General features: G+C 65.1%; 25 protein-coding genes. 14 read left to right on the top strand and 11 right to left on the bottom strand.

The genetic code is table 11. The features are described from left to right. Positions 1-10 precede the first annotated feature (10 nt). From livM to GA0061098_RS34845, 4 genes are all read left to right on the top strand, one after another. A complete protein-coding gene (gene livM / locus GA0061098_RS34860) occupies positions 11-1,330 on the top strand; it encodes a high-affinity branched-chain amino acid ABC transporter permease LivM (protein ID WP_091965932.1) in 1,320 nt (439 codons plus the stop codon). Then, positions 1,327-2,160, top strand: a complete 834-nt coding sequence (locus GA0061098_RS34855) for an ABC transporter ATP-binding protein (RefSeq protein ID WP_091965931.1) — start codon at positions 1,327-1,329, stop codon at positions 2,158-2,160. Before livM ends, GA0061098_RS34855 begins: the two co-directional genes overlap by 4 nt. Next, positions 2,157-2,900, top strand: coding sequence for an ABC transporter ATP-binding protein (locus tag GA0061098_RS34850; RefSeq protein WP_091965930.1), 744 nt, complete (start codon positions 2,157-2,159; stop codon positions 2,898-2,900). The genes GA0061098_RS34855 and GA0061098_RS34850 overlap by 4 nt, the downstream gene beginning before the upstream one ends. Before the next feature lie 162 nt (positions 2,901-3,062). Next, a complete protein-coding gene (locus GA0061098_RS34845; RefSeq protein ID WP_028142892.1) occupies positions 3,063-4,181 on the top strand; it encodes a branched-chain amino acid ABC transporter substrate-binding protein in 1,119 nt (372 codons plus the stop codon). A gap of 81 nt (positions 4,182-4,262) precedes the next feature. Here GA0061098_RS34845 and GA0061098_RS34840 read toward each other — a convergent pair whose 3' ends face one another. After that, a complete protein-coding gene (locus tag GA0061098_RS34840) occupies positions 4,263-4,649 on the bottom strand; it encodes a response regulator (RefSeq protein WP_091965929.1) in 387 nt (128 codons plus the stop codon). Positions 4,650-4,895: 246 nt separating this feature from the next. Here GA0061098_RS34840 and GA0061098_RS34835 point away from each other — a divergent pair, with 246 nt between their 5' ends. Genes GA0061098_RS34835 through GA0061098_RS34825 form a run of 3 tightly spaced genes read left to right on the top strand, consistent with a single transcriptional unit; the run spans position 4,896 to position 9,020 of the window. Next, on the top strand, positions 4,896-7,703 hold the full coding sequence (locus GA0061098_RS34835; RefSeq protein WP_091965928.1) for a PAS domain S-box protein: 2,808 nt from the start codon (positions 4,896-4,898) through the stop codon (positions 7,701-7,703). Between the two features lie 58 nt (positions 7,704-7,761). Continuing rightward, positions 7,762-8,757, top strand: a complete 996-nt coding sequence (locus tag GA0061098_RS34830; protein WP_091965927.1) for a P1 family peptidase — start codon at positions 7,762-7,764, stop codon at positions 8,755-8,757. 50 nt (positions 8,758-8,807) lie between these two features. Continuing rightward, a complete protein-coding gene (locus GA0061098_RS34825) occupies positions 8,808-9,020 on the top strand; it encodes a KTSC domain-containing protein (protein WP_091965926.1) in 213 nt (70 codons plus the stop codon). A gap of 13 nt (positions 9,021-9,033) precedes the next feature. Here GA0061098_RS34825 and GA0061098_RS34820 read toward each other — a convergent pair whose 3' ends face one another. Next, complete coding sequence (locus GA0061098_RS34820) at positions 9,034-9,804, bottom strand: EF-hand domain-containing protein (RefSeq protein WP_091965925.1); 771 nt, start codon at positions 9,802-9,804, stop codon at positions 9,034-9,036. 254 nt (positions 9,805-10,058) lie between these two features. On the opposite strand from GA0061098_RS34820, the gene rpe reads away from it, so the two are divergent. The 3 genes from rpe (at position 10,059) to GA0061098_RS34805 (ending at position 11,468) form a co-directional block, all read left to right on the top strand. Further along, on the top strand, positions 10,059-10,760 hold the full coding sequence (rpe, locus tag GA0061098_RS34815) for a ribulose-phosphate 3-epimerase (RefSeq protein WP_091965924.1): 702 nt from the start codon (positions 10,059-10,061) through the stop codon (positions 10,758-10,760). Between the two features lie 311 nt (positions 10,761-11,071). Continuing rightward, positions 11,072-11,251, top strand: a complete 180-nt coding sequence (locus tag GA0061098_RS34810; RefSeq protein WP_038971663.1) for a hypothetical protein — start codon at positions 11,072-11,074, stop codon at positions 11,249-11,251. Positions 11,252-11,276: 25 nt separating this feature from the next. Continuing rightward, the gene (locus tag GA0061098_RS34805) at positions 11,277-11,468 is read left to right on the top strand and encodes a hypothetical protein (RefSeq protein ID WP_091965923.1); all 192 of its coding nucleotides are present in this window, start codon (positions 11,277-11,279) and stop codon (positions 11,466-11,468) included. A gap of 19 nt (positions 11,469-11,487) precedes the next feature. Here the strand turns inward: GA0061098_RS34805 and GA0061098_RS34800 are convergent, their stop codons facing one another. The 5 genes from GA0061098_RS34800 to GA0061098_RS34780 form a co-directional block, all read right to left on the bottom strand. After that, on the bottom strand, positions 11,488-12,927 hold the full coding sequence (locus GA0061098_RS34800; RefSeq protein WP_091965922.1) for a serine/threonine protein kinase: 1,440 nt from the start codon (positions 12,925-12,927) through the stop codon (positions 11,488-11,490). 6 nt (positions 12,928-12,933) lie between these two features. Continuing rightward, positions 12,934-13,674: a metallophosphoesterase family protein gene (locus GA0061098_RS34795; protein ID WP_091965921.1), complete on the bottom strand. Its 741-nt coding sequence runs from the start codon at positions 13,672-13,674 to the stop codon at positions 12,934-12,936. Positions 13,675-13,805: 131 nt separating this feature from the next. Next, positions 13,806-14,411, bottom strand: coding sequence for a hypothetical protein (locus GA0061098_RS34790; RefSeq protein WP_091965920.1), 606 nt, complete (start codon positions 14,409-14,411; stop codon positions 13,806-13,808). Continuing rightward, the gene (locus GA0061098_RS34785; RefSeq protein WP_091965919.1) at positions 14,404-15,090 is read right to left on the bottom strand and encodes a DUF2135 domain-containing protein; all 687 of its coding nucleotides are present in this window, start codon (positions 15,088-15,090) and stop codon (positions 14,404-14,406) included. Before GA0061098_RS34785 ends, GA0061098_RS34790 begins: the two co-directional genes overlap by 8 nt. Beyond that, positions 15,087-15,884: a MotA/TolQ/ExbB proton channel family protein gene (locus GA0061098_RS34780; RefSeq protein ID WP_091965918.1), complete on the bottom strand. Its 798-nt coding sequence runs from the start codon at positions 15,882-15,884 to the stop codon at positions 15,087-15,089. Before GA0061098_RS34780 ends, GA0061098_RS34785 begins: the two co-directional genes overlap by 4 nt. Before the next feature lie 199 nt (positions 15,885-16,083). Between GA0061098_RS34780 and GA0061098_RS34775 the strand changes: the two genes are divergently transcribed. Together GA0061098_RS34775 and GA0061098_RS34770 are read left to right on the top strand one after the other, a co-directional pair. Continuing rightward, complete coding sequence (locus GA0061098_RS34775) at positions 16,084-17,454, top strand: sensor histidine kinase (RefSeq protein ID WP_091965917.1); 1,371 nt, start codon at positions 16,084-16,086, stop codon at positions 17,452-17,454. A gap of 7 nt (positions 17,455-17,461) precedes the next feature. Continuing rightward, on the top strand, positions 17,462-18,112 hold the full coding sequence (locus GA0061098_RS34770) for a response regulator (RefSeq protein ID WP_091965916.1): 651 nt from the start codon (positions 17,462-17,464) through the stop codon (positions 18,110-18,112). Positions 18,113-18,567: 455 nt separating this feature from the next. Here the strand turns inward: GA0061098_RS34770 and GA0061098_RS34760 are convergent, their stop codons facing one another. Beyond that, positions 18,568-19,155: a TetR/AcrR family transcriptional regulator gene (locus GA0061098_RS34760; RefSeq protein WP_091965914.1), complete on the bottom strand. Its 588-nt coding sequence runs from the start codon at positions 19,153-19,155 to the stop codon at positions 18,568-18,570. 557 nt (positions 19,156-19,712) lie between these two features. Between GA0061098_RS34760 and purB the strand changes: the two genes are divergently transcribed. Then, positions 19,713-21,020, top strand: a complete 1,308-nt coding sequence (gene purB / locus GA0061098_RS34755; protein ID WP_091965913.1) for an adenylosuccinate lyase — start codon at positions 19,713-19,715, stop codon at positions 21,018-21,020. 58 nt (positions 21,021-21,078) lie between these two features. Here the strand turns inward: purB and GA0061098_RS34750 are convergent, their stop codons facing one another. Continuing rightward, positions 21,079-21,573: a hypothetical protein gene (locus GA0061098_RS34750; protein WP_091965912.1), complete on the bottom strand. Its 495-nt coding sequence runs from the start codon at positions 21,571-21,573 to the stop codon at positions 21,079-21,081. Positions 21,574-21,720: 147 nt separating this feature from the next. On the opposite strand from GA0061098_RS34750, the gene GA0061098_RS34745 reads away from it, so the two are divergent. Then, a complete protein-coding gene (locus GA0061098_RS34745) occupies positions 21,721-22,893 on the top strand; it encodes a M20 aminoacylase family protein (protein ID WP_091965911.1) in 1,173 nt (390 codons plus the stop codon). A 126-nt stretch (positions 22,894-23,019) separates the two neighbouring features. Here the strand turns inward: GA0061098_RS34745 and GA0061098_RS34740 are convergent, their stop codons facing one another. Continuing rightward, a complete protein-coding gene (locus tag GA0061098_RS34740; RefSeq protein ID WP_091965910.1) occupies positions 23,020-24,831 on the bottom strand; it encodes a caspase family protein in 1,812 nt (603 codons plus the stop codon). After that, positions 24,831-26,645 (bottom strand): caspase family protein, encoded by a 1,815-nt coding sequence (locus tag GA0061098_RS34735; protein ID WP_091965972.1) that lies wholly within the window; start codon positions 26,643-26,645, stop codon positions 24,831-24,833. Before GA0061098_RS34735 ends, GA0061098_RS34740 begins: the two co-directional genes overlap by 1 nt. Positions 26,646-26,659 lie beyond the last annotated feature (14 nt).

The raw sequence follows: 26,659 nt of genomic DNA, 5'->3' as shown, positions 1-26,659 counted from the left end.
GGTCGCGCGCGTGACAGCTCCCTCGACCAACACGGCCAAACCTGCAACTGGCATCCCCGCTCTCCTGAAGACGGCCTTCATCAACGCATTGATCGCGCTGGTGCTGTTCTCGCTGATGATCGGCATCCGCACCGAGGCGGGCTCCTCCGGCCAGCTCACCTATTGGACCCGCTTCGGCGATCTCGCGTCCATCGTCGCCGCCGTGTTCGGCGGCTCGATCGTGATCGAGCTGCTTCGGCAATGGATCGGCCCGACCGGCGCCGAGAAGTTGGTGCCGCCGGCGGTGCAGAGCGGCATATCGTTCATCGGCCGCTACCTCGCGCCGGCGCTCCTGATCTTCACGCTGCTGGTGCCGGTGATCTTCTATAACCAGCGCTACATCCTCGACCTCGCGATCCTGGTGCTTACCTATGTCATGCTGGGCTGGGGATTGAACGTCGTGGTCGGGCTCGCCGGCCTGCTTGATCTCGGCTACGTCGCCTTCTATGCGGTCGGTGCCTATTCCTACGGACTGCTCGCCACCAATTTCGGCTGGTCGTTCTGGATCTGCCTGCCGCTCGCCGGCATCCTCGCCGCCTTCTGGGGCGTGCTGCTCGGCTTCCCCGTGCTGCGCCTGCGCGGCGACTATCTCGCCATCGTGACCCTCGCCTTCGGCGAGATCATCCGCTTGGTCATCATCAACTGGCAGGATCTCACCGGCGGCCCCAACGGCGTCTCCGGCATTCCCCGCCCCACGTTCTTCGGCATTCCGCTCGACAACAGCGACGACGGGCTCGCCGCCAGGCTCGGCATCGAATATTCGCCGACGCACCGCATCGTCTTCCTGTTCTATCTGATCCTGGCGCTGGCGCTGCTCACCAACTGGGCGACGATCCGCCTGCGCCGCCTCCCGATCGGGCGGGCCTGGGAAGCCTTGCGCGAGGACGAGGTCGCCTGCCGCGCGCTCGGCATCAACACCACGACCACCAAGCTCACGGCGTTCGCGACGGGTGCGATGTTCGGCGGCTTTGCCGGCGCGTTCTTCGCCACCCGGCAGGGCTTCATCAGCCCGGAATCCTTCACCTTCCAGGAATCGGCGCTGGTGCTCGCCATCGTCGTCCTCGGCGGCATGGGTTCGCAGCTCGGCGTCGCGCTCTCCGCGCTCGCCATGATCGGCGGCTTCGAGCTGTTCCGGGGCCTCGAGGGCTATCGCATGCTGGTGTTCGGCATGGCCATGGTGCTGATCATGATCTGGCGGCCGCGCGGCCTGATCGGCCATCGCGCACCCACCGTGTATCTGACCAAGGCGAAAGCAATCTCCTCCGACCTCGTCAAGGAAGGGCACGGATGAGCGGCGACAAGATTCTCAGCGTCGACCGGCTCGCCATGCGTTTCGGCGGCATCGTTGCCGTGCAGGACCTTTCTTTCGCCGCCGAGCGGAAGAAGATCACCGCGCTGATCGGGCCGAACGGCGCCGGCAAGACCACCGTCTTCAACTGCATCACCGGCTTCTACAAACCGAGCGGCGGCGCCATTCGCCTCACCCATGACGGCGGCAGGACGATCGCACTGGAGCGGCTGAACGATTTCCGCATCGCCAAGCAAGCCAAGGTGGCCCGCACCTTCCAGAACATCCGGCTGTTTCCCGGCATGACCGCGCTGGAAAACCTGATGGTGGCGCAGCACAACGCTCTGATGCGCGCCTCCGGCTTCACCTTCCTCGGCCTGATCGGCGCTCCCGGCTATCGCGACGCCGAAAAGCGCGCGATTGATCTCGCCACGGACTGGCTCAAGCGGGTCAATCTGCTCGACCGCGCCGACGATGCCGCAGGCAATTTCGCCTATGGCGACCAGCGCCGGCTCGAGATCGCGCGCGCAATGTGCACCGAGCCCGCGCTTCTGTGCCTGGACGAGCCCGCCGCCGGCCTCAATGCGCGCGAGAGCGCGGCCTTGAGCGAGCTCCTGCTCTCGATCCGCGACGAGCTCGGCACCTCGATCCTCCTGATCGAACATGACATGTCGGTGGTGATGGAGATCTCCGACCACATCGTGGTGATGGACCATGGCGTCAAGATCGCCGAAGGCACGCCGCGCGAGGTCCGCGACGATCCCAAGGTGATCGCTGCCTATCTCGGCGCCGACGAGGAAGAGGCGGCAGCCGTGATGGAGGGCGGATCGTGACCGCGGCGCCCTCTCCTCTGCTCGCGATCCGGGGCTTGCGCGCCGCCTACGGCAAGATCGAGGCGCTGAAGGGCGTCGACGTCGAGATCAATGCCGGCGAGATCGTGGCGCTGATCGGCGCCAACGGCGCCGGCAAGTCGACGCTGATGATGACGATCTTCGGCAAGCCGCGCGCCCGCGCCGGCCAGATCCTGTATGAAGGCCGCGACATCACCGACGTCCCCACCCACGAGATCGCGCATTTGCGTATCGCGCAATCGCCGGAGGGCCGCCGCGTCTTCCCGCGCATGAGCGTGGCGGAAAACCTCCAGATGGGGGCGGATGCCACCGGTTGCACCGAGGCCGAACGCGAGGGGACGCTGCAACGCGTCTTCACGCTGTTTCCGCGCCTGAAGGAACGCTACGCCCAGCGCGGCGGAACCCTGTCCGGCGGCGAGCAGCAGATGCTGGCGATCGGCCGCGCCTTGATGAGCCGTCCCCGCCTGCTCCTGCTCGACGAGCCCTCGCTCGGCCTTGCGCCGCTGATCGCGCGCCAGATCTTCGATGCGATCCGCACCCTGAACCGGCAGGACGGCCTGACCGTCCTGATCGTCGAGCAGAACGCCAACCACGCCCTCAAGCTCGCCCATCGCGGCTATGTCATGGTCAATGGCCTGATCACGCTGGCCGGTACCGGCGCCGAGTTGTTGCAGCGCCCCGAGATTCGCGCCGCCTACCTGGAAGGCGGCCGGCACGGCTGACCGGCCGGCAAGCCCGACCCGCGTGCGGCCGACTGTGGCGAGATATCTCTGCCGATGCCCGTATTTTGCCGGTGACTTCTCGGTAAATTCATTCGAGAATGGCGCCGGTTTGGACCGGGCAGGCCCGGCAACTTCCACAGGCGACCACCCGCGAGGTATCTCATGAAGTCACTGAAGCTCATCGGTCTGGCATTCGGCGCGTCGATCGCGCTGTCGAGCGCGGCGTTCGCGCAGGATGTCACCGTCGCAGTCGCAGGCCCGATGACCGGCGGCGAGTCCGCCTTCGGCCGCCAGATGAAGAACGGCGCCGAAATGGCCGTGGCCGATATCAATGCCGCAGGCGGCGTCAACGGCAAGAAGCTCGCGCTTTCGGTCGAGGACGATGCCTGCGACCCGAAGCAGGCGCGCTCGATCGCCGAAAAGATCGCCGGCGCGAAAATCCCGTTCGTGGCCGGGCACTATTGCTCGTCGTCGTCGATCCCGGCTTCGGAAGCCTATGCCGACGGCAACGTGCTGCAGATCACGCCGGCCTCGACCAACCCGCTGTTCACGGAGCGCAAGCTCTGGAACGTGGCGCGCGTCTGCGGCCGTGACGATCAGCAGGGCCTGATCGCGGCGCAGTACATCGCCAAGAACTTCAAGGGCAAGAACATCGCGATCCTCAACGACAAGACCACCTATGGCAAGGGTCTTGCCGACGAGACCAAGAAGGCGCTCAACAAGGCCGGCGTCACCGAGAAGATGTACGAGTCCTACAACAAGGGCGACAAGGACTTCAACGCGATCGTCTCGCGCTTGAAGCGCGACAACATCGACCTCGTCTATGTCGGCGGGTACCATCAGGAGAGCGGCCTGATCCTGCGTCAGATGCGCGACCAGGGCCTCAAGACCGTGCTGATGGCCGGCGATGCGCTCGCCGACAAGGAGTACGCCTCCATCACCGGCCCGGCCGGCGAAGGCACGCTGTTCACCTTCGGCCCCGATCCGCGCAACAAGCCGACCGCGAAGAAGATCGTCGAGGCTTTCAAGGCCAAGAATATCGACCCGGAGGGCTACACCCTCTACACCTATGCGGCTATGCAGGTGTGGTCGCAGGCGGCCAAGAAGGCCGGCACCACCGACGCCAAGAAGGTCATGGAGGCGATGAAGGCCGGCAAGTGGGACACCGTGATCGGTCCGGTCGAGTATGACGCCAAGGGCGACATCAAGCAGATCGACTACGTCGTCTACAAATGGGACGCCAAGGGCAACTATGCCGAGATCAAGGGCAACGGCACCTAAGCCCGCTTGACGCGCCCTCGGGCCGCCATACGATCGTCACCACGCCCCGGCTTGCCCGGGGCGTTTCTTTTCGCAGCGGGTTCAGACGGCCGCAGGCAGCTCGCCGCTGACCGCGGCCTGGGCTTTCCGAAGCGCTTGCAGGAGATCGTTCGGCCGAAACGGTTTCTGCAGGCAGACCACGTTGGCCAGGTGGGACGACTGCTCCATGAAATCCAGCGCCGTCATTCCGGACACCGCAACGACGGGAAGCTCCGGCGCCTGCTCGCGCAGGGTCGCGATGACGTCGACACCGCTGACGTCGCCAAGGAAAATATCGACAATCGCCGCGTCAAAAGAGCCTTCCGCGAAGGTTTTCAGCCCGGCCGCACCGCTGTCGGCCTCGGCAACCTCGTAACGGTTGACCCGAAGAACGATCGCGACCATCGCGCGCACGTCCTTCTGGTCGTCGATGATGAGAATACGAGGCATGGGAACAACCCCCACAGATTGATCCAAATCGTATGATTCAAACCTGGAACCCGCCGCGGCGGCAGGGCATTATGACACCGCCCAGTAAAGCGCATCTTACCCCCTCCCTATTCCACGCTCCCACCAAAATTAAGTAAGCTGTAACCTTCGGTTGAGTCGTCACTGCAACAGTTCACGACACGCGCCCGGAACGAGCTACCGTGGGGGCCGTGGAGATCAAGACTGCCGTATCTTGGAACTGCGGAGATGCTCAAAACGGGTCTGCATGAGATGAACGTGCCTGCGATCGACCGAAGCACATTTCTTTCAACGCTGCCGGCTGCATCGGCCGACCGGACCGCGGCAATGTGGATCGTCGGCGTCTCTTCGATCCTGTTCGCCCTGGCCGTGCCGTTCGCAGGTATCCAGCTGCCTCCGGTCCCGGCCTTCGTGGCGAGCTACCAATCCGCTCTGGCAGTGAGCGACATCATCACGGCAGTGCTGCTGCTGTCGCAGTTTTCGGTGCTGCGGACCCGCGCCCTGTTGTGGCTGTCGACCGGCTACCTGTTCACCGCCGCGGCAGCGCTGGTCCATGCCCTCACCTTCCCCGGCCTGTTCGCGCCGACGGGGCTGTTTGGCGCCGGCAGTCAGACCACGGTCTGGCTCTACATGGTCTGGCACGGCGCCTTCCCGCTGTTCGTGCTGGGCTATGCCTGGCTGAAGGAAAAGGACGGCGGCCCCACGGTCCGGGGCAGGACAAGCAACGTGATCTGCGCCATCGTGCTCGGCGTCGTCGTGGCCATAGCTGCCTTCACCTGGATCGTCACCGCCCAGCACGATCTGTTGCCGGTCCTGCTCCGCGACAGCCGATACACACCGACCATGATCGGGGTCGTGTCCTTTGTTTGGTCACTGAGCTTCGCCGCGCTCGTTTCACTGTGGTTCCGGCGCCCGCATTCGGTGATCGACATATGGCTCATGGTCGTGATGTGCGCTTGGCTGTTCGACATCGCGCTGTCTGCGATCGTCAACGTCGTGCGCTTCGATCTCGGTTTCTACGCCGGCCGTCTCTATGGCCTCGGCGCGTCGAGCTTCGTGCTCGCGGTGCTGCTGATCGAGAACGTTCGCCTACAGGCCCGGACGGTGGGTCTTGTCGGCAGACTGCGCGAACAATCGGCATCGGATCGCGACTTCTATGGCAAGCGCCTCGCGCTGTATGGCGCCGTCGTCGAATCCTCCAACGACGCCATCATCACCCAGTCGCTCAACGGCGCCATCACCGGCTGGAACCGTGCCGCCGAGCATCTGTTCGGCTATTCCGCCGCAGAGGCCGTCGGCAAGCCGATCGACATCATCGTGCCGGAGGACCGCAAGCCGGAAGTCAGGAGCATTCTCAATCGCATCAGCAGCAACGAGTCGATTGCCCAGCACGAGACGGTCCGTCTCAGGAAGGATGGTCGCGCGCTCGACGTCGTCCTCAACGTCTCGCCACTTCGGGCGGAGAGCGGCGAGATCATCGGCGCCTCCAAGATCGCCCACGACATCACCGAGGAGAAGCAATCCAGGGAAAAGCTTCGCCGCGAGATCGAGGAGCGCCAGCGTATCTTCGAGACTTCGCAGGACCTGATCCTGGTCACCGACGGTTTCGGCAATTTCATCCAGGTCAGCCCGAGCGTGAAGGACATCCTCGGCTTCAGCCCGGAAGATCTGATCGGGCACAGCGCCACCGAGTTCATTCACCCCGACGACCTCGATAGAACCCGGGAGGAGATGCGCGCGGCGCGGCGCGGCGCGGTCAAACGCAGCTTCGAGGCGCGCTACTATCACTACGACGGTCACGAGGTCACGCTGAACTGGATGGGCACCTGGTCCGAGCCGGTGAAGCGTCACTTCTTCATCGGCCGGGATCTCACGGAGAAGCAGGCCGCCGAAGCCCAGTTCCGGCAGGTCCAGAAAATGGATTCCATCGGTCAGTTGACCGGCGGCGTCGCTCACGACTTCAACAACGTGCTGACCGTCATCACCGGCACGATCGGCATCTTGTCGGACGCGGTCGCCGACCGGCCCGAGCTGGCTGCGATCACCAAGCTGATCGACGACGCCGCCGAGCGCGGCGCGCAGCTGACCAAGCACCTGCTTGCCTTCGCCCGCAAGCAGCCGCTCCAGCCCCGCGAGATCGACGTCAATGCGCTGGCGCTCGAAGCCGCCAAGCTGTTGCACCCCACCCTGGGCGAGCAGATCACCATCATGCCGCAGCTCACCGAGGATGCATGGCCGGCTCTGGTCGACCCCGGCCAGCTTTCCACGGCGATCCTCAATCTCGCGCTGAACGCACGTGACGCGATGCCCGATGGCGGCACCCTGGTGCTGGAGACCCGCAACGTCTTCCTCGACGACGGCTATGCCAGCATGAATGCCGACATGGTCGCCGGCAGTTACGTGATGATCGCGGTCAGCGACACCGGCTCCGGAATTCCGCCGGAGTTGATCGACCGGGTGTTCGACCCCTTCTTCACCACCAAGGAGGTTGGCAAGGGCACCGGGCTCGGGCTCAGCATGGTGTTCGGCTTCGTCAAGCAGTCCGGCGGCCACGTCAAGATCTATAGCGAGGAAGGCCACGGCACGAGCGTCAAGATCTACCTGCCGCGCTCGAGCGGCGTGCAGGAGACCGAGATCGAAGTGCTCCAGAACGCGCCCATCACCGGCGGCGATGAGAAGATCCTGATCGTCGAGGACGACGCACTGGTGCGGCAATATGTGGTGACCCAGGTCAAGAGCCTGGGCTACACCGCGCTCGAGGCCGCCAACGGCGCGGAGGCCCTGACCATCATCGACAACGACAAGACCATCGACCTGCTCTTCACCGACATCATCATGCCGGGCAACATGAACGGTCGCCAGCTTGCCGATGAAGCCGCCCGCCGCCGTCCCGAGCTGAAGACACTGTTCACCTCTGGCTACACCGAAAATGCCATCGTTCATCACGGCCGGCTCGATTCCGGCGTGCTGCTGCTGGCAAAGCCCTACCGCAAGTCCGAGCTTGCCAAGATGCTCAGGACGGCACTCGCCAGTTGAGCCTGCGTGCTCTCTGCGCTATCGCAGATTGCGAACTGCACTCAACGATGAGGCCGTCTTGAAAAATCTGCTCACCGATATTGCCGGCGTCCGCGTTGGACATGCCGAGGATGCCAAAGTTGCCTCCGGCACGACCGCGATCATTTTCGACCAGCCGGCGGTCGCGGCGATCGACGTCCGTGGCGGCGGACCCGGCACGCGCGAAGACGCACTGCTCGATCTCGCCAACACCGTCGAGCGCGTCGACGCGATCGCACTGTCCGGCGGTTCCGCGTTTGGCCTCGATACCGGGGGCGGGGTGCAGGCCTGGCTCGCCGAGCAGGGCCGCGGCCACCGGGTTCGGGAAGCGCTGATCCCGATCGTGCCCGGCGCGATCCTGTTCGATCTGCTCAATGGGGGCGACAAGGCCTGGGGACGGTTCTCGCCCTATCGCGACCTCGGCTACGCCGCGGCGGCCGCCGCCGGCGCCGACTTCGCGATCGGCAGCGTCGGCGCCGGCCTCGGTGCCACCACTGCAACACTCAAGGGCGGGCTCGGCTCGGCCTCGGCGGTGACGCCTGATGGCGTCAAGGTCGCCGCGATCGTCGCCGTCAACGCGGTGGGAAGTGTCACCGTCGGCAACGGACCTTGGTTCTGGGCGGCGCCGTTCGAGGCGAACGGCGAGTTCGGCGGACGCGGCCTGCCGGACAAATTCACCGACGACATGCTCCGCATGCGCATCAAGGGCGGCCCTGCCGCGAACGCGCGCGAAAACACCACCATTGGCGCGGTCGTCACCGACGCGGTGCTGACCAAGCCCCAGGCCAAGCGGCTGGCGATGATCGCGCATACCGGTTTCGCCCGCGCGATCTATCCGGTGCATGCACCGACGGATGGCGATGTGCTGTTTGCGGCCGCCACCGGTGAGAAGCCGATCGATCCGCTGGTCGGCCTCACCGAACTCGGCACCGTCGCAGCCAACGTGGTCGCGCGCGCAATCGCCCGCGGCGTCTATAGCGCAGCCGCGCTACCGTTCCCGGGAGCGCTGCCGGCCTGGATGGACCGGTTCGGCTAGAAACGAAACGGCGGATACGGCGTTATCATGGCGGGCCAGGGTGTACCGCCATGCCGTCTTCCGTGATCCGCTTCTTTCGCTATGCGCCGGACACGCGCGAGCTGAAGGTGACTTTCGTCAGCGGACGGCTCTATGTCTACGAGGATGTTCCGCCCGAGGTCGACGCCGCGTTCAGGGAAGCGCGCACAAAGGGGGCGTTCTTCAACCACAAGATCCGCGACCGGTACGCCTATCGTGACATCACGCACGAATATGCCGGCTAATCTCGGATGCCGCTCACACGCTCATCGACATCGATGAGCCGGCAGCCGCCGAAGAGCCCTGCCCCTGCCCGCCTTGCTGCTGCATCAACTGCGCGAACAGATCGTAAGCCGAGTTGCGGGGGCTGGAGGCGCCCGGCACCGTCGTCGACATCTTGAAGCCGTCGGCATAGGTGACGGTCGTCGTGGTCGAGCCGTCGGCAGCGGTCGTCGTGGTCGAGGTCGATCCGCCGCCGGACTTCGACGAGGAATCCGATCCATCGCCCGCGCCGCCGGCGCCTTGCGCGTGATGGTGCCCGTGGCCGCTCTTCAGCGCCTTCGACATCTCGTCAAGGCTGACGTTGCCGTCGGCGTTCGCATCCAGCTTCGAGAAGACATCGTCGGCTTGCGCGAGGTTGGTGCCGCCGGCGCCCAGCGCGTCCTCGAACTCGGACTTTGTAATGCTGCCGTCGCCGTCCGCATCGATCTGAGAGAACAGATCCTTGAGCGCAGTCTCCCGGCCCTTCGACATCGAGGACGACGAGGTCGAGCTCGCCGAACTGCTCGCGCCGTCGGTCGACTGGCTCTGCGCGGCGAGCAGCGCGCTCATGGTCGCCGGCGCGATCTGTGGCGGATTGGCTGAGCCGACCAATGAGGTCGTCATGCTGCCCGTGCTGCTGTCGATCGCGAACGGGTTGGTTGCGCCTTGCGAAGATCCGGCCTTCTGCGTCGACGAGGACGACTTGGAGTTCGTCAGCGACTGGATCGCGTCGAGCGCGCTGGATACGGCGCCAAGGGCTAACAACATTGCACAACTCCAACCGATGCGGCATGCCGCCGCCAATGTTCCTCGGGTAACGTCAGCAAGCGTCGTGCCAGCGCAAAAATTTCAATGAAATCCGCCGCCACCGCACCTTCGACGGCCCGGGAACACCGGCAAATCATGCCGGTCGCGGCAGAAATTTCCGCCCACAGGAAGCACGCCTGCCCTGCATTGCCCGCCACGGAGGCCCATGTTAGGCGAGGCCCAATCTTCTTTCGGCCGCCACGGGAAACCGCGCCATGACCCAAGCCTTCGCCCCCCGCCCCCTGGCAATCGCGCCCTCGATCCTGGCCTCGGACTTCTCCAGGCTCGGCGAGGAGGTGCGCAGCGTCGACGCCGCCGGCGCGGACTGGATCCATCTCGACGTGATGGACGGTCACTTCGTTCCCAACATCTCCTACGGCCCCGACGTCATCAAGGCGATGCGCCCGCACACGAAGAAGGTGTTCGACGCGCACCTGATGATCTCGCCCTGTGACCCCTATCTCGAGGCCTTTGCGAAAGCCGGCTGCGACCACATCACCGTGCATGCGGAGGCCGGTCCGCATTTGCACCGCTCGCTCCAGGCGATCCGCGCGCTCGGCAAGAAGGCCGGCGTCTCGCTCAATCCCGGCACCCCGATCAGCACGCTCGAATATGTTCTCGACCTCGTCGACCTCGTGCTGGTGATGTCGGTCAATCCCGGCTTCGGCGGCCAGGCCTTCATCCCTTCCGCGATCGGCAAGATCCGCGACATCCGCGCGATGACGGCCGGACGCCCGATCGACATCGAGGTTGATGGCGGCGTCGGCCCCGAAGTTGCGGGCGCGCTCGCCGCGGCCGGCGCCAACGCCTTCGTCGCCGGCACATCCGTGTTCAGGGGCGGCACGCAGGAAGCCTACAAGACCAACATCGCCGCGATCCGCAATGCCGCGCTGGGAGCTCGCGGCGAAGCGATTTGAGCTGGATCAAACGACGCAGGCGGACGGCGGAAAATCCCGCGGCTTTTACGGGTGTTGCGACGCGTATTGCCTAAAATTGCACTCTTGATCCGTACTCATCCGGACTTCACTGATTCGCGCAAATCACCGCAAGTGACTCCTGCCTGCTTTTGACGGGAGCACATCATGACGACGACCCTGGTTTGGACTGGCGTAGCGTTGTGGTTCGGATTCAACGCGGCGATTGCAACTCGCAGCCTCTTTGTCGCACGACCAGTGAAAGCCGCGGCTTCCGCCCGCATCATCCACCATCGCCGTCGGGGCTGAGCGCCATGCAGATCGCACTCGTGAAGCGCCAGCCGAAGCGCAGGTGCCGGATCCCGCGCCGCCCGCATCCGGGCCTCGACTATTTCTTCGGCCGCCTCGAGCGTGCCGATGGCGCACTCGGCGACGATGCCGGGCTCGACAATTCGGACCTCGATCATTCGTTTCCGTCGCAGCGCCGACACTGAGACACTCTTTTCCGGACCACCTCCCATGAAACCGCACTGCCCGAACTGCCTCAAGGAAATGACCAAGGCATCCGCGTCGCGTAACCTGTTCAATTGCGAGCCCTGCCGCGAGATCATCCAATATTTCGGCGGCAGTCCGGATCACGGCGAGCCCGGCCCGCAATTCTCCTGGCCGATCCGCCGCAAGCGCACCATTCACTCCGCCCACGCGGCCTGATCCACCATCGGCAGGCGGTCTATCCTGGCACTTCGCCGGCATTGGGCTCGCCGGCTTCCCCAGCCATCCGCGGCGGCCGTACCACGGTGACGGTGCAGGCCGCTTCCGAAGCTACCTTGGCCGAGACGCTGCCGAGCAGCGTGCGCCTGAACGAACCTTGCCGCGCGCCGATGATGACGTGGTCGACTTGGTTGACCTCGGCGAACTCGAGGATCGCGGCGGCGGGATCGACCGCCTCCAGCACATGAGCCGACAGCCGGCTCTCATCCAGCTTGAGCGGCGTCGCCCAATGCCTGAGCGCGACCAGGCGGTCGATATGCTTGTTGGACCCCTGCTCGTCCAGCGTCCGGTCGATCGCGATCCGGTTCAGCTTGAGCACGTTGACGCAGGCAAGCCGTGCTGACGGCAAGGTGGCAAGGATGCGCTCGGTGGTCACGCGCAGCGCCTCGTTCAGCTCCGGCGTGCCTTCCACGGTGTCGAGCGCGACGGCGAGGATGGGGCTCGATGCGATCTGGGCGGCAACATCCGATTTCGCGCGCGGCGCCATGACGCCCTGGTTGAAGCGGCGCCGCCAAGCGACGCCGATGGGGTCGTGTCTCACCCGCTCCGAGCGCGCGGTGAGCTTGACCTGGTCTGGATGGGCGAGATCGAAGGCAAGCTGCGACGCCGTCGGATAGCGCCACACCGGCTCGATCTCGAGACACCGCAGCACCACCTCTTGAAGCCAGAGCGGATAGTCGGCGCGCAAGCATCGCGGCGGGTGCGGATCGCGCCACAACCGGCGCCGCATCGCGCGCAGCGTCTCGCCCTCGCCGAACGGCCGCTCGCCAGTGGTGAAGAAATAGAGCAGCACGCCGAGCGAAAACAGGTCGCTGCGCGGATCGTCGCGCACCCCTGACAGCCGCTCGGGTGCCATGTAGGGCGCGGTGCCGTAAGGCAGGCGGAATTCCTCCTGCAGAAGATCCGGCAGGTGGTTGTGATGCGATAGGCCGTAGTCGATCAGCACCGCCTCGCCGCTATCGCGGAACATGATGCTGCTCGGCTTGATGTCGTGATGGATCACGTTCTGGCGGTGTAGATCGGCAAGCGCGGTTGCGATCTTGGCGACGAGCTGCCGCGCTTCGTCGTAGGGCAACGGCAGGTCAGGCAGCCGCTTGTAGAGCGTGGTGCCGCTGATGCGCTCGATCACGACATAGGCCTGGTGCGCGAAATCGCCGGTGCCGAAACAGGCCGGGACGTGCGGACCCGCCAGCCGCGGCAGGATCATCATCTCCATCTCGAAGGAGACGATCGCGGCGGGGTCCTCGCCCTCCGACACCCGCGGAATCTTCATCAGCAAAGGCACGTCGATGCCGGGATGGGTGACCGTCCACAGCGTCGCCATGCCGCCGGCATGAACGCATTCACCGATGGTGTAACCATCGATCACGGCACCGGATTTGACCAGGGGCTTCGGCATCGGCCTCTAGCGCCCCTGCGAGAGCCGATCGGCGAGCCAGTGCGGCAGGCCGTTGTCGCGAATCCTGTCCGCCGCGGTCTCGATATCATAGGGCGCGCGGCAGTAGGTGATCTGGCACGATTCAGTGTCGAACAATACGAAGGCCGCCGACGGATCGCCGTCGCGGGGCTGGCCGACCGCGCCGAGCACGGCGAGCCATTGCCGGCCGCGCAGAAGCTGCACCGGGACGTCGGTCTTCGGGACGAAGCTCGTCATCTTGGCCGTCACCGACATCGAATAGAGCGCGGGACGATGGATGTGGCCGCAAAACGTGACATGAGCGGGCGTTGCAATCAGGCTCTTGGCGGCGTCGACCGTCGAGCGGACATAGTGCCAGCGCTGGGGGCTGGAGGCTTCCGAATGCACGAAGAGACGATCGCTATCCTGCACCAGTATCGGCAGTTCGGTCAGGAACCGCCGCTGCGCGGTATCAAGCCGGCCGCGGGTCCATTCGATCGCGATTTGCGCCTCGGCGTTCATGGTCTCCGTCGAGGAATTGACCGCCTGGTCGTGATTGCCGCGGACGGCGATCGCACCCTGGGCAACGAGCTCCATCGCGGTATCCACCACCCATTCCGGATCGGCGCCATAGCCGACGAAATCGCCGAGCAGGACGAACCGCCCCGCGCCCCTCGCGCGGGCAACCTTCAGGCAGGCCTCGAAGGCCTGCCTGTTGCCGTGGATATCCGAAAAGACAGCTAGGAGCACGCACCCTCCACCCTCCAATTCTTATTGAAGGCCGGTAAGGCCAAATTGAGGGAGGTCAAAACCATGCGCCAGCGCCGCGCCGTTTACCAGCGCAGCCTTGCGGTGATGATCCTGCGGCGATGACGAAGGGCCTATTGCTCGTCCTTTGGGGGCATCCGGGGCGGCGGTATCGGCGTGAACACGGCGCCTTGCGCGCCGGCCGGCGGGGCGAGGAATTCGCCGGTCGAGGAATCACCGCCGGTGGTCTCCAAAATGGTCTTCGGCGTCACATATTCGCGGACCATATCGATGAGGCTGCCATCACCGCCGCCGAAATCCGCGGCACGGCCACCTTGCGGATGTCCCAACGCGATCTCGTTCTCCGCGGCATGGGTCTTGTCGGCGAGCCTGTCGTCGTAGGGCACGCGGAAGGCGCGCGGGATGCCGCTCGGGCGATTGTCCTCGTCCAGCTGCTCGACCCACAGATAAATCGAGCCGGGATCACCCTGAAGCGAATGCGGCTCGACGATGCGGGACTTCAGCAGCTTGAAGGTCGCCGGCAGCCGGTCTGTGCTGGCCCAACCGAGCAACCCGCGCATCTCGCTGAAGCTGACGATGTAGAAGGCGCTGGTAACCACCACCGCGACCGCCTTGAACGACCAGTGCAGCCGCCCATAGACCAGCACGATCAGCAGCAGCGCGCCGATCACGGCATAGGCAACCGACAGCGTGAGGATGACCGTTTGCAGATTAGTCACGGCGTATCCTCTTGGCGTTACTGCTCACACCGGTTCTCGGGTCGAGATCGGCCCCGTTGCGCCAGCTGCTGCGGAACGTCTCCAGCAGCGATTTCGGCCGCTGGCTCACGTCGATGACCTTACCCTCGGCATCGAGCCGGAACCGCACGGCGGTCTTCTCGTCGCCGGTGTGGTCGAGCGTGAACTTGTTGTCGAAGACCACCTGCGCGGTCGGATTGAGCTTTTGCACCTTCACATTGGCCGTGACGGGTTCGCTGGTCGTCGCCACGAAATGCGAGACGTTGACGGTGTATTCGCCGGCGACGATGCCGCGCACCGTGACGATCTCCTCGCGGATCGGCGAGGCGATCTTCTTGCCGGCGACCATGATGAAGTCGTTGGCCCCGCCGCGGTCGTCGCGATCGAGGGTCAGGAAGCCGGCCTCACGATGGCGATACCATGCGATGTTGCCGGCGGGATCCTGCACGAACAGGTCGAGATCGTCGGGGTGGCTGTCCGGCCAGTCCAGCGTGATCATGAACTCAGCCTTGGAATCGATCTTGCCCTCCTTGGCATCAGGAGAGACCGCGAGCAGCGCAAGAAAGAATAGGAACGCGATCACCTGGAGCGCCTTGAACAGCATCACGCCCAGCGGATCGAACGGCTCCTCGCGCGGATAGAGGCCGAAATCATCCATCATGACGGGATTCCGGCGCCCTTGATTCCAGCCCCCTTTTCAGACCCCTTGCGCTCCAGCACGGGCGTCACATAGGTCTCGGTCAGCACGACCGCATCCGAGAACACACGCTGGGTCGCGGCATCCAGCATGTAATACTGGATGCGGACCAGGATCGAGCCGACGAGGCCGGCGAGCGTCGTGTACATCGCGACCGCCATGCCGTCGCTCATCAGCCCCATCGAAGAGCGCATCGCGACCTTGTCGGCGGCATCCAGCCCCGCGATCGGGGCCAGCATGATGATGAAGCCGACGATGGTGCCGAGCAGGCCGAGCTTCATCAGCGTATCCGAGACGAAGGCGCCGAACCCATTGGAGCCGCGCAGCCGGTCCGCGAGCGTCCGCAGCAGCAACGTCTGGTCGACCGGGCGGTAGCCCTGCGCGGCCGCTTTCGTCAGCAGGCTCTGGATGTGGTCGCGCACCAGCCCGCGCGGCAGCGCCGCCGCGCTCGCATCGAGCACCTTGCCGCCGTCAGGCGCCGCGAGCGCCTCGCGGCAGCGCCGCGCCGCTGCGCCTTCACGCGCGATCGCCCGCGTGCGCAGGAAGCAGTGGCCGCAGGTCAGGACATAGAGCACCGCGATGACGCTCGAAATGTAGGTCCGGTCCGAGGTTAGCATCAGATGAATCAGGCCGAACCGCCACAGCAGCACGACGGCGAAGATCGAGAGCCCCGTGAAGATCATCCAGAACAGGAGCGCACTGCGCTCGGATGGGTCGGTCGCGGTTCCCGCGATCGGTCCAATCGTGATCGAACTCATGCTGCACTGCTCCCGGCCCGCAACGATTGGCCTGCAAAGATTTCCAGTCGATTAGATCAAAGTCGCCGTATCAGGTCCAAAGACCCATGCCCAATCCTGCTTGGGAAATTTGCCCGAGCTGCAATCCCGCCACACCCCGCAATTGGCAAGGCGCGGCGGCATTGTTAGGCTGAGCTTATCAAACGTCGAGGGTGATCGCATGCGCCTCGTGCTTCAGCTTGTCGCCCGTCTGCTGCTTATCGTGGCCCTGTGCCTTGGCGCGGCAACCATATGGGCCACATTCGACGCCTATCGCAGCGTCGACCGGTCGACTGCGGCATCGGCGCAGCGGGTCGCGCAGGCGCTTCAGGCGCTGTATTGGCGCGAGCTTTTGTTGCGGAGCAGCAGAGCGCGCGAGCATCTCCTGCCCGTTCCGGATTGGCGCACCCTGGAGACCATGAAGCTAATCTCGCCCGGCGTCTGCGTCGAGTTCCAGCCGGCCGCGCCATTCGAGAAGCCGCTCTGCGGCCAGAGCGAGGGGCTGGGCAAGAGCCCGCCGCGCTGGTTCGCCGCGATCGTGCCGACCTTCCTCGGCAGCCACGCCGAGGTGGTCCGGCCCGTCAGTCCCCGCGCCGCGACCGCCGGCACCGTGGTCGCGACGCCGGATGCCGCAGCCGCCGTCTCGCTCGCCTGGGAATACATCCTCAACGTGATCGACGTCGCGCTATTGATGGCGACGGCGATCGCGCTGCTGGCTTCGCTGGCGATCGCGCATGCGCTGGCACCGGCGCGCACGATCGTGACCGCCCTGCAGCGCATGGCGCGCGGGCAGTATCGCACCAAACTGCCGCGCTTCCGCTCCATGGAGCTGGCGATGATCGGCAGCGCCGTCGACGAGCTCGGCGGCCGGCTGGAGGAAGCCACCGAGCAGCGCGCCGCGCTGACGCGGCGCCTGATCGAGATCCGCGACGACGAGCGCCGCACCCTCGCCCGCGAGTTGCACGACGAGTTCGGGCAGAATCTTTCCGCCATTCTCGCCTTCGCCAACACGATCGAAACGGCGAGCACGAAGGACAATCGGGATAATGGCATCGCGCAGGATGCGCGCATGATCTCGCAGGCCACCCATCATCTGATGGCCTCGCTCCGCGATGCGCTGAAGCGTCTGCGCAATCCCCTGCCCGAGGAGCTCGGGCTCGAGGCAAGCCTCGTCAATCTCGTCGACAGCTGGCGCTCACAGAGCGCGGCGCGGCCGACAATCCAGCTCGATCTCAGGGGTGACCTCACTGACATCAGCGGTCCGGCCGCCACCACGGCCTATCGCGTGGCACAGGAATGCCTGACCAACGCGCTGCGTCACGGTGCGGCGCGCGAGATCTCTTTGCGCATCGAACGCCGGGCCGGCGAGGATGACGCGCTGCTCATCCGCGTCGAGGACGACGGCGGCGGTGATGCGGAGCGCGTCGCGCAATCGGCCGGCTTCGGCCTGACCGGCATCCGCGAGCGCGTCACGGCGGCCGGCGGATCGCTCTCGATCCTGCCCGCCCGCGGCGGCCTCAGCGTCGCCGCCACCATCCCGCTCGCCGCGTGAGGGCGGAATGAGCGAGGTTGCAGCAACAGGCATCTCCGTGCTGCTCGTCGACGACCACCCGATCGTCCGCCAAGGGTATCGGCGCGTGCTGGAAAGCCAGGGCGATCTGCATGTCGTGGCGGAGGCCGACAACGCCGCGGACGCCTACAGCGCGTTCAAGGCGCATAATCCCGATGTCGTCTTGCTCGACATCTCGATGCCCGGCGCGAGCGGGCTGGAGGCGATCCGCAACATCCGCGCGCGCAGTCCGCGGGCGCGGATCCTCGTCTTCACCATGCACAACGAGGCCGTGCTGGTGAAAGCCGCCTTCAGCGCCGGGGCCAGCGGCTTCGTCACCAAGAGCAGCGAACCGTCCGCCGTCGTCACCGCGATCCGCGCCGTCGCGCGCGGCGAGCGGGCCATGAGCGACGATATCGCGCATATCCTCGCCGAGGACAGTCTATCGGCGGGCTCAGCGCTGGATCAGCTGGGCGAGCGCGAGATCGAGATCCTGCGCCAGTTCGCCGGCGGCGCCACCACCGAGCAGATCGCGACGCATCTCAATCTCAGTGTGAAGACAGTGCAGAACTACCACTATCTGATCAAGACCAAGACCGGCGCGCGCACGGACGCGCAGCTGGTCCGGCTGGCAGCGAGTTGCGGATTGACGCGGATCTAGCAGCAAAGCTGCCGCACTGCCCTGGTCCCTTGAAGCTTCTCAATCTGCTGAACGAGATTGGAACGGACACCATCCGGCTCCGGTTAGTACCGGAGTGAAGGAGTCACAAGGTCATGAGTAAGGGTCATCACAAGGCAGTCGACCATCCCCCGATCATCACAGTAGGCGAGCTCATCGACGAACTTTGCCGCCTGCCGGACACAGCCGTCGTCCACTTCCGCTGTCCAATGCTCGACCAGGAGCTAACCTTCTACCGACTTCGCAAGCGGTCAAAGGACGCCGTCGAAATCGCGGTCAATGCATATCCGGATAGTCCGCCGGTCGTTCCATCGTCCGATCCTGCCTTCCACGCGCGGAGACATTCGGCTTCCTCGCCCTCGCTTCGCGACGGCGCCCTTCTTCACAAGGCGAGAGGTTGATCGGCCGCACCGCGGATTGAAATAGGTCCCGCGGCCTCAGGCCGCCTTCAGACCGCGCAGCAGCAGCGCGAGCGTCGCATCGACGCGCGCGGAGAGATCGGCATCCTTCCACTCGTCGGCATGCGCCGGATGGTGGAATCGGACGGTGGCATCGAAGATCGCGCGCGCCGTGGTCTTGACGTCGCCGATGGCGAATGCGCCCTGCTTCACGCCGTCAATCAGGATCGCCGAGATCTGGTCGATCATGGTGTCCTTGTGACACTTGACGGCCGCGCAGGCCTCGCGCGCCAGCATCAGATAGGTCTCGAACATCTCGGGGTCGTCGAGCACGCGCGAACGCTTGGCGGCGAACAGCGTCCGCAGCCAGCGGTCGAGCCGCGCCGGCGCCGGGCCCTCCTCCGCGGCGATCTGGCGGAGCGGCGCGTCGATGCGGTCCAACCAGCGTTTGGCCACGGCCTCGCGCAGCGAGGCCTTGCTCGGGAAATGACGATAGACGCTGCCGTGGCTCACATCGAGCGCACGGGCAACGTCGACCACGGTGGCCTTGGCAAGTCCGTAACGCCGCAAGACGTCCTCGGTCACTTCGAGGATCCGCTCCGGCGTCAAGACAACGGCTTCATTCATGCCAGCACCATGTTCCCGTTTGGGCTCAGTTACCCGGCGATAGAGCTGCTTCCGAAGCGCCCCTGCCGGCCGTTTCGGAAAGCTCTCGCCTTAATGAGGCAGTTTTGCAGCCTGCGCCGCGATCTGGCGCGCCACCAGCAAATTGAGCCAATGCCCAATCGCGCCGGTGAAGTTGATGATTTCGGTTGTCATTTTCTTTTATCTCCATTCGTCCACGGCCCTCGCCCTTCGATGGCGACCTTCGATCCGAGAACTATTTCGGATGTCGGGCTCCCCCTGGAGGTGACCGCGGGACGCCCAATCGGAGCGTCCGACAACGGATATACACATCCCGCTGACAGATTTCAATATCTGTCAGTCAATGATCCGTGATTGACAGTTAATATTTGCGGCTGGGGTCGCCAACCCCCGGTCCGGTGGATAGCTCGGCGATCCCCCTCTCCCGGGGCCCAGACCGTTTGTTTCGCCCTGCCTGCTCTGTTAAATCACGGCGTAAAAAGCATTTTGGCCGGCGCCGCCCTCTTTGGGCCGCCCGCTCACCTTCCTGGAGCCGTCAGATGATCCCCCGCTATACCCGCCCGGAAATGGCCTCGATCTGGGAGCCGCAGACCCGGTTCAAGATCTGGTTCGAGATCGAGGCGCATGCGGCGGACGCCCTCGCCGAGCTCGGCACCATCCCCAAAGAGGCCGCCAAAACGGTCTGGGCCAAGGCCAAGGACGCCACCTTCGACGTCGCCCGCATCGACGAGATCGAGCGCGAGACCAAGCACGACGTCATCGCCTTCCTCACTCACCTCGCCGAGATCGTCGGCCCCGAGGCGCGCTTTGTCCACCAGGGCATGACCTCCTCCGACGTGCTCGACACCTGCCTCAACGTCCAGCTCACCCGCGCCGCCGACCTGCTGCTCGCCGACCTCGACAAGGTGCTGGCCGCACTCAAGAAGCGCGCCTTCGAGCACAAGATGACGCCGACCATCGGCCGCAGCCACGGCATCCATGCCGAGCCCGTGACCTTCGGCCTCAAGCTCGCTTATGCCTATGCCGAGTTCTCGCGCGCCAAGGAGCGCCTGATCGCGGCGCGGAAGGAAGTCGCGACCTGCGCCATATCAGGCGCCGTCGGCACCTTCGCGCAGATCGATCCGCGCGTCGAAGACCACGTTGCGAAAGCCATGGGCCTCGTCCCCGAGCCGATCTCGACCCAGGTAATCCCGCGCGATCGCCACGCGATGTATTTCTCGACGCTGGGCGTGATCGCCTCCTCGGTCGAGCGCATCGCGGTCGAGATCCGCCACATGCAGCGCACCGAGGTGCTGGAGGCCGAAGAGTTCTTCTCGGAAGGACAAAAGGGCTCCTCCGCGATGCCGCACAAGCGCAACCCGGTGCTGTCGGAGAATCTCACCGGCCTCTCCCGCATGGTGCGCGCCTATGTGACGCCGGCGCTGGAGAACGTCGTGCTCTGGCACGAGCGCGACATCTCGCACTCCTCGGCCGAGCGTATGATGGGCCCGGACGCCACCGTGACGCTCGACTTCGCGCTGGTGCGCCTCGCCGGCCTGATCGACAAGCTCCTGGTGTACCCCGCCAACATGCAGAAGAACCTCGACCGCCTCGGCGGCCTCGTGCATTCGCAGCGCGTGCTCCTGGCGCTCACGCAGAAGGGTGCAAGCCGCGAGGACGCTTATAAGCTCGTGCAGCGCAACGCGATGCCGGTCTGGCGCGGCGAAGGCGATTTCCTTCAGTTGCTGAAGAAGGACACCGAGGTGAAAAAGTATCTCTCGGACGCCGAGATCGAGGAGCAGTTCGACCTCGGCTATCACCTCAAGCACGTCGACACGATCTTCAAGCGCGTGTTCGGCGAAAGCTGAGCACCGCTTGCGTCGCCCGGGAGCCACGCTCGTGGCTGCCGGCAGGTGCGATTGCGGTCTATAGTCGCTTCTGCAGCCATTTCACCAGCGCGGGGCTGCCGATGGTGGCGGTGATGAAGCCGCACATATTGCCGTCGACATAGCCCGCGCGGCCGCGCCCCTGTACGTAGCGCTTGCTGAAGAAAATCGTGTGCAGTCTATTGCCGGCGTCATCGAGGAAGACGAGCTGCCAGCGCAAATCGGGTTGGTAAGACAATTGTACGGGCGCCAGCGCCTTGACGGCTGCCGCCAGTTCGGTCGCGTCGGTCGCAGTCAGGACCTGCGTCTTGCGTTCGCTCGCGTAGCTCGAAAAATGCTCCGGCGAGATCGGGATGCTGGCGAGCAGCCGATCGGAGATCTTCAGAAGATCGATCCGCTTGATCTGGCCCGCCTCGATCTTCTGACTGATCGACGCAATCACGGCAGTGGCCGGGCCGACATCGCAGGCGAAGGCCGGGCTCGCCATGATCGAGAAGCAGGCCGCCAGCACGAGAATGTCGCGTCCGAACTTCATGGCCTGCCCTCGTCCCCGGCGTATCGCTGCCTCACCTTATAGCCACGGAGCGAGGCGACGAAAGCCCGGCGACCATTTGCGGACCGCGATGCCGCGGAGTACGCTTCCAGCCCATCGCCCCTGCGAACACAGAAGAAACGGATCCCCATGCCCATCGTCAACCGCGTTGCCGCCCTCTCCGACGAAATGGCCGCCTGGCGCCATGACTTCCACGAGAACCCGGAACTGCTCTACGAGGTCCACCGCACCGCCGGCATCGTCGCCGATCGCTTGCGCGAATTCGGCTGCGACGAGGTGGTGACGGGTATCGGGCGCACCGGCGTCGTCGGGGTGATCCGCGGCCGCAAATCCGCCTCCGGCAAGACCATTGGGCTCCGCGCCGACATGGATGCGCTGCCGATCATGGAGACGTCGGGCGTGCCTTATGCGTCGAAGGTCCCCGGCAAGATGCACGCCTGCGGCCATGACGGCCACACCGCGATGCTGCTGGGTGCCGCCAAATATCTCGCCGAGACGCGCAATTTCGACGGCACGGCGATCATGATCTTCCAGCCCGCCGAGGAAGGCGGCGGCGGCGGCAAGGCCATGGTCGAGGACGGGTTGATGACGCGCTGGAACATCCAGGAGGTCTACGGCATGCACAACATGCCGGGCCTGCCCGAAGGCCATTTCGCAACCACGCCCGGGGCGATGCTCGCCTCCTCCGACAACATCCAGATCACGGTCCACGGCAAGGGCGGCCACGCCGGCGCGGGTCCGCACAAATCCGTTGACAGCGTGCTGATCGGCTCGCAGATCGTCAACGCGCTGCAATCGATCGTGGCGCGCAACGTCGATCCGCTGAAGTCAGCCGTCATCTCGATCACGCAATTCCACTCCGGCACCGCCTTCAACATCATCCCCGAGGTCGCCGAGCTCGGCGGTACCGTGCGCACGCTGGATCCCGAGGTGCGCGATCTCGTCGAGCGCCGCATCGGCGAAGTCGCCGAGAGCGTCGCCCGCGCCTATGGCGGCTCGGCCGAGACCAAATACAGCCGGATGTACCCGGTGACGATGAACCATGCGCGCGAGGCCGGCCTTGCCGCCGACGTCGCCCGCGACATCGTCGGCACCGATCGCGTCAACGACAAGTTCATCCCGATGATGGGCGCCGAGGACTTCTCCTTCATGCTGGAAGCGCGCCCCGGCGCGATGGTGCTGGTCGGCATGGGCGACGGCAACGAGTGCCACCACCCGGCCTATGTCTTCAACGACAACATCCTTGGCCACGGCGCGTCGTTCTGGGCCCGCCTGGTCGAGACGCGGATGCCGGCGGGGTAGCGATTGAGGTTCGTAGGGTGGGTTAGCGTAGCGTAACCCACCACTTGTTGAACTAGTTAGAGGCAAGGAAGTGAATTAGCTCAGCCGGCCACTTTGCGAGCTGCACGTTCCTGCGGAAACGCGACCTCAATTGCATATCTCGGTTTGCCCCACACCTCCGCTTTGGGCTTCGACACGACATCCTTTGCGGACGGGACGACAGCCGGTACCTACCGTACAGATAATCTGTCCGGTAGCTTGCGGCTTGGCTCCCGTCTCGGCGCTCTTCCGTTCCTGATCCCGGGATTTGGAATCTTGGCGCGAAACGGGCTTTCGCTCAATCTTCTCACACTCGTTGTCGTCATTGATGCGATAGCCGGCGCGGCAGGAGATCTTCACGCACTGGTCGCCATCAGCCCTGAAGCCGCGGTCGCACACCAGCGGACAAATCCGTCCGGGCTTGGCCCTCAGCGCGTCGAGCACGTCCACATTCGCAAGCTTCACGTCGAATTTGGTGCCGGCGTATTTGTTGAACAGCGTCAGCGAGCGTTGCGCCGTCTCGCTCCACTCGCTGTACGGCTCGGCCTTCATGCAGCCGACGCGCCGCAGCTCGACTTGCACGGATCTCGGCAGATCTCCGGCCGGAGCGGAACTCGTCGGCGGCGGCGAAAGCGCTGCAACCTTCTTGCTCTCGGCATCGGTGGCCTGCTTGTCTGCGGCCTGCTTCGCGGCGGCTTCGGCCGCCGCCTTCTGCTTCTCCGCGAGCGCCTTCGCAGCCGCCGCCTCGGCTATCTTGCGCTCGCGTTCGGCCGCATCGGCCTTCGCCTGCTCGATCTGCTTTTGCTTCTCCGCGGCGATCCGCGCGTCCTCGGCGGCTTTGGCGGCAGCGGCCGCCTTTTCCAGCTCCGCCTTGTGGGCCCGTTCGGCGGCGAGCTTCACCTTCTCCTGCTCGGTCAGCCGTGCCTTCTCGGTCGCCGCCGTGCGCTCCTCCTCGGCGGCAATCTTCTTCAGCTGCACGCGGGCGAGGTTGGCATAGAAGCCATCCGGATAGGTCTGCAGGAAAGCTTCCCATGCCTCACGCAGGCCTGCCTGAAGCGCAAGCTCGTAGTCCCTGCGCACGCTGTCTTGCGGATTGGCTTGCGGTCCCGCCACAGCGACCGGCTTCGCCGGCACCAGCGGCACGTCGTCGCCGCCGAGCGAGCCGTAGACATAGGGCTCTTGCCTGCTGCCGGTGTTCTTCAAGACGTCGTCCCGCACGAAGCCGAACGCCTTGCGCAGATCAAGCCCGGGCTTAGGCAGGTGTTCGACCAGCGCCGTGGCGAAGGGACTGTTGCGGGAATCGCCGTCGGACGCCGTCGATCCCGCCTTGGCCGCGAACGCGATCATCGTGTTCGGGCTGGTCGGCTCCACCTTGGCAAGCCCGCGCCCGATGGCGCGCGAGGCCACCATGCGCTTCATGGTCTTGGAAAAGGGATTGTCGCGGCAGGCGTCGAGAATGACGAGGCGCAGCCGCTTGGCCGGCTCGACGGCGAACAGCGCACGATCGAGCGCAACGGTCTCGTCGAGAACGTCGCCATCGGTCTCCAGCATCGCGTCGGTCGGGATGAGATAGTTGTTGCCGTCGAGCTCGATGCCGTGGCCGGCATAGTAGATCACAGCCATGTCGGCGTCGCGGACCCTCCCGGCAAATTCGCGCAGCATCCGCCGCATCTCGGAGGCATTGAGGTCTGTTTTGACGTCGACCGCATCGAAGCCGGCCTTCTTGAACATGTCGCCAACCAGCGCGGCATCGTTCACGGGATTGGTGAGCCGCAGCGTGTTCTTGTAGGCGGAATTGCCGATCACGAGCGCGACGCGCTTCTCGGCAAGGGCCGGTCCGCAAACGAGCCAGGTCGCAAGAACAAAAAAAGCGAGGGCCGTCAGCGCGATGGAGCAAGCCCGAAAGATGTGCTTCATCATCAGTTGCATATTTCAGCCGGTATCTTAGCCGCGGGATTGGAAGGATGATTGGCGGTCCCAAGCCGGCATCCCTTGGCGATCGGCCTGCATCCGGCGTTGTTGCAGATCATCTGTCCCGAGGCCTGCGGCGCCGATGGCGCGGACTCGCTCTGTTTCCGATCGGTGTCCCGCCTCCGCGACTCCTCGCGCGTCGCGACCGGCTTCTTTTCCTGGACCTTCTCGCATTCATTGTCCTCGCCGACGCGATACCCGGCGCGGCAGGTGATCTTGACGCATTGGTCGCCGTCGGCCTTGAAGCCGAAATTGCAGACGAGCGGGCAAACCCTTCCCGGCTTCGCCTTCAGCGCATCGAGCGCATCCACGCTGGCGAGCTTCACGTCGAGCTGGGTGCCGGCATATTTGTTGAACAGCGTCAGCGAGCGCTGCGACGTCGCACTCCAGTCGCCGTCTGCGGCGGCGGACAGGCAGCCGACGCGGCGCAACTCACTCTGCACGGATTTTGTCAGATCAGCCGCCGATAACGTGGATGCCGGCGCGGGCGAGAGCGCAGCGACTTTCTGGTTCTCGACTTCGGGCAGCTGCCGATCGGCCGTCGGCTTTGCGGCCTGCTCAGCCCTCTCCGCCGCCTGCTTCGCGGCAAGCTCGGCCTTGGCTTTCTCCGCAGCCTGCTTCTCGGCCAATGCCTTCGCTGCGGCCGCCTCGGCGATCTTGCGCTGCTGCTCGGCCGCCTCGGCCCTCGCCTGCTCGATCTGTTTTTGCTTCTCTGCGGCGATCCGCGCCTCTTCCGCCGCCTTGGCAGCTGCGGCCGCCTTGTCCTGCTCGGCCTTCTGGGCGCGCTCGGTCATCAGCCGCGTCTTCTCCTGCTCGGCCGCCTTGGCCTTTTGCTCGGCCGATGCGCGGGTCTCTTCGGCGGCGATCTTGTTCAACTGGCCCTTGGCGAGGTTGGCGTAAAACCCGTCGGGATATTGCGCCAGAAACGCCTCCCAACCGTCCCGCGTGGCGAGCTGCAGCGCGAGTTCATAGTCCCGCCTGAGTTCAGACTGCGGATTTGCCTGCGGACCGGTCGCGGCCGGCTTGGCTGGCACCAGCGGCACGTCATCGCCGCCGAGCGAGCCATACACGAAAGGCTCTTGCTTGTTCGCGGTACTCCGCAGCACGTCATCGCGCACGAAGCCAAACGCCTTGCGCAGGTCGAGCCCGGGCTTCGGCAGGTGGTCTGCGAGCGCCGTGGCGAACGGACTGTTTCGGGAATCGCCATCCGATGCCGTCGACCCCGCCTTGGCCGCGAACGCGATCATCGTGTTCGGGCTGGTTGGCTCGACCTTGGCAAGCCCGCGCCCGATCGCGCGCGAGGCCACCGTGCGCTTCATCGTCTTGGCGAACGGATTGTCGCGGCAGGCATCGAGGATGACGAGCCGAAGCTGCTTGGCGGGCTCGATGCTTACCAGCACGCGATCGATCGGCAACGCCTCGTCGTAGACGTCGGTGTCGGCCTCGAGCGCGGCGTCGGTCGGGATCAGATAGTTGGTGCCGTCCACCTCCATGCCGTGGCCCGCATAGTAGATGACCGCGACATCGGCATCCCTGGTGCGCCCGCCGAATTCGCGCAGCGCCTTGCGCATTTCAGACGCGTTCAAGTCCTGCCTGACGTCGACCGTATCGAAGCCAGCCTTCCTCAACATGCCGCCGATCAAGCCGGCGTCGCTCGCCGGGTTGGCCAGCTTCGGCACGCTCTTATAGGCGGAGTTGCCGATGACGAGCGCGACTCGTTTCTCGGCCTGCGCGGGCGCGCAAGTGACGAGAGCTGCAACAATCAATACGCAAAAGG

Source organism: Bradyrhizobium shewense (assembly GCF_900094605.1).
Lineage (GTDB): Bacteria > Pseudomonadota > Alphaproteobacteria > Rhizobiales > Xanthobacteraceae > Bradyrhizobium > Bradyrhizobium shewense.
This window is presented reverse-complemented; position numbering and strand designations above follow the sequence as displayed.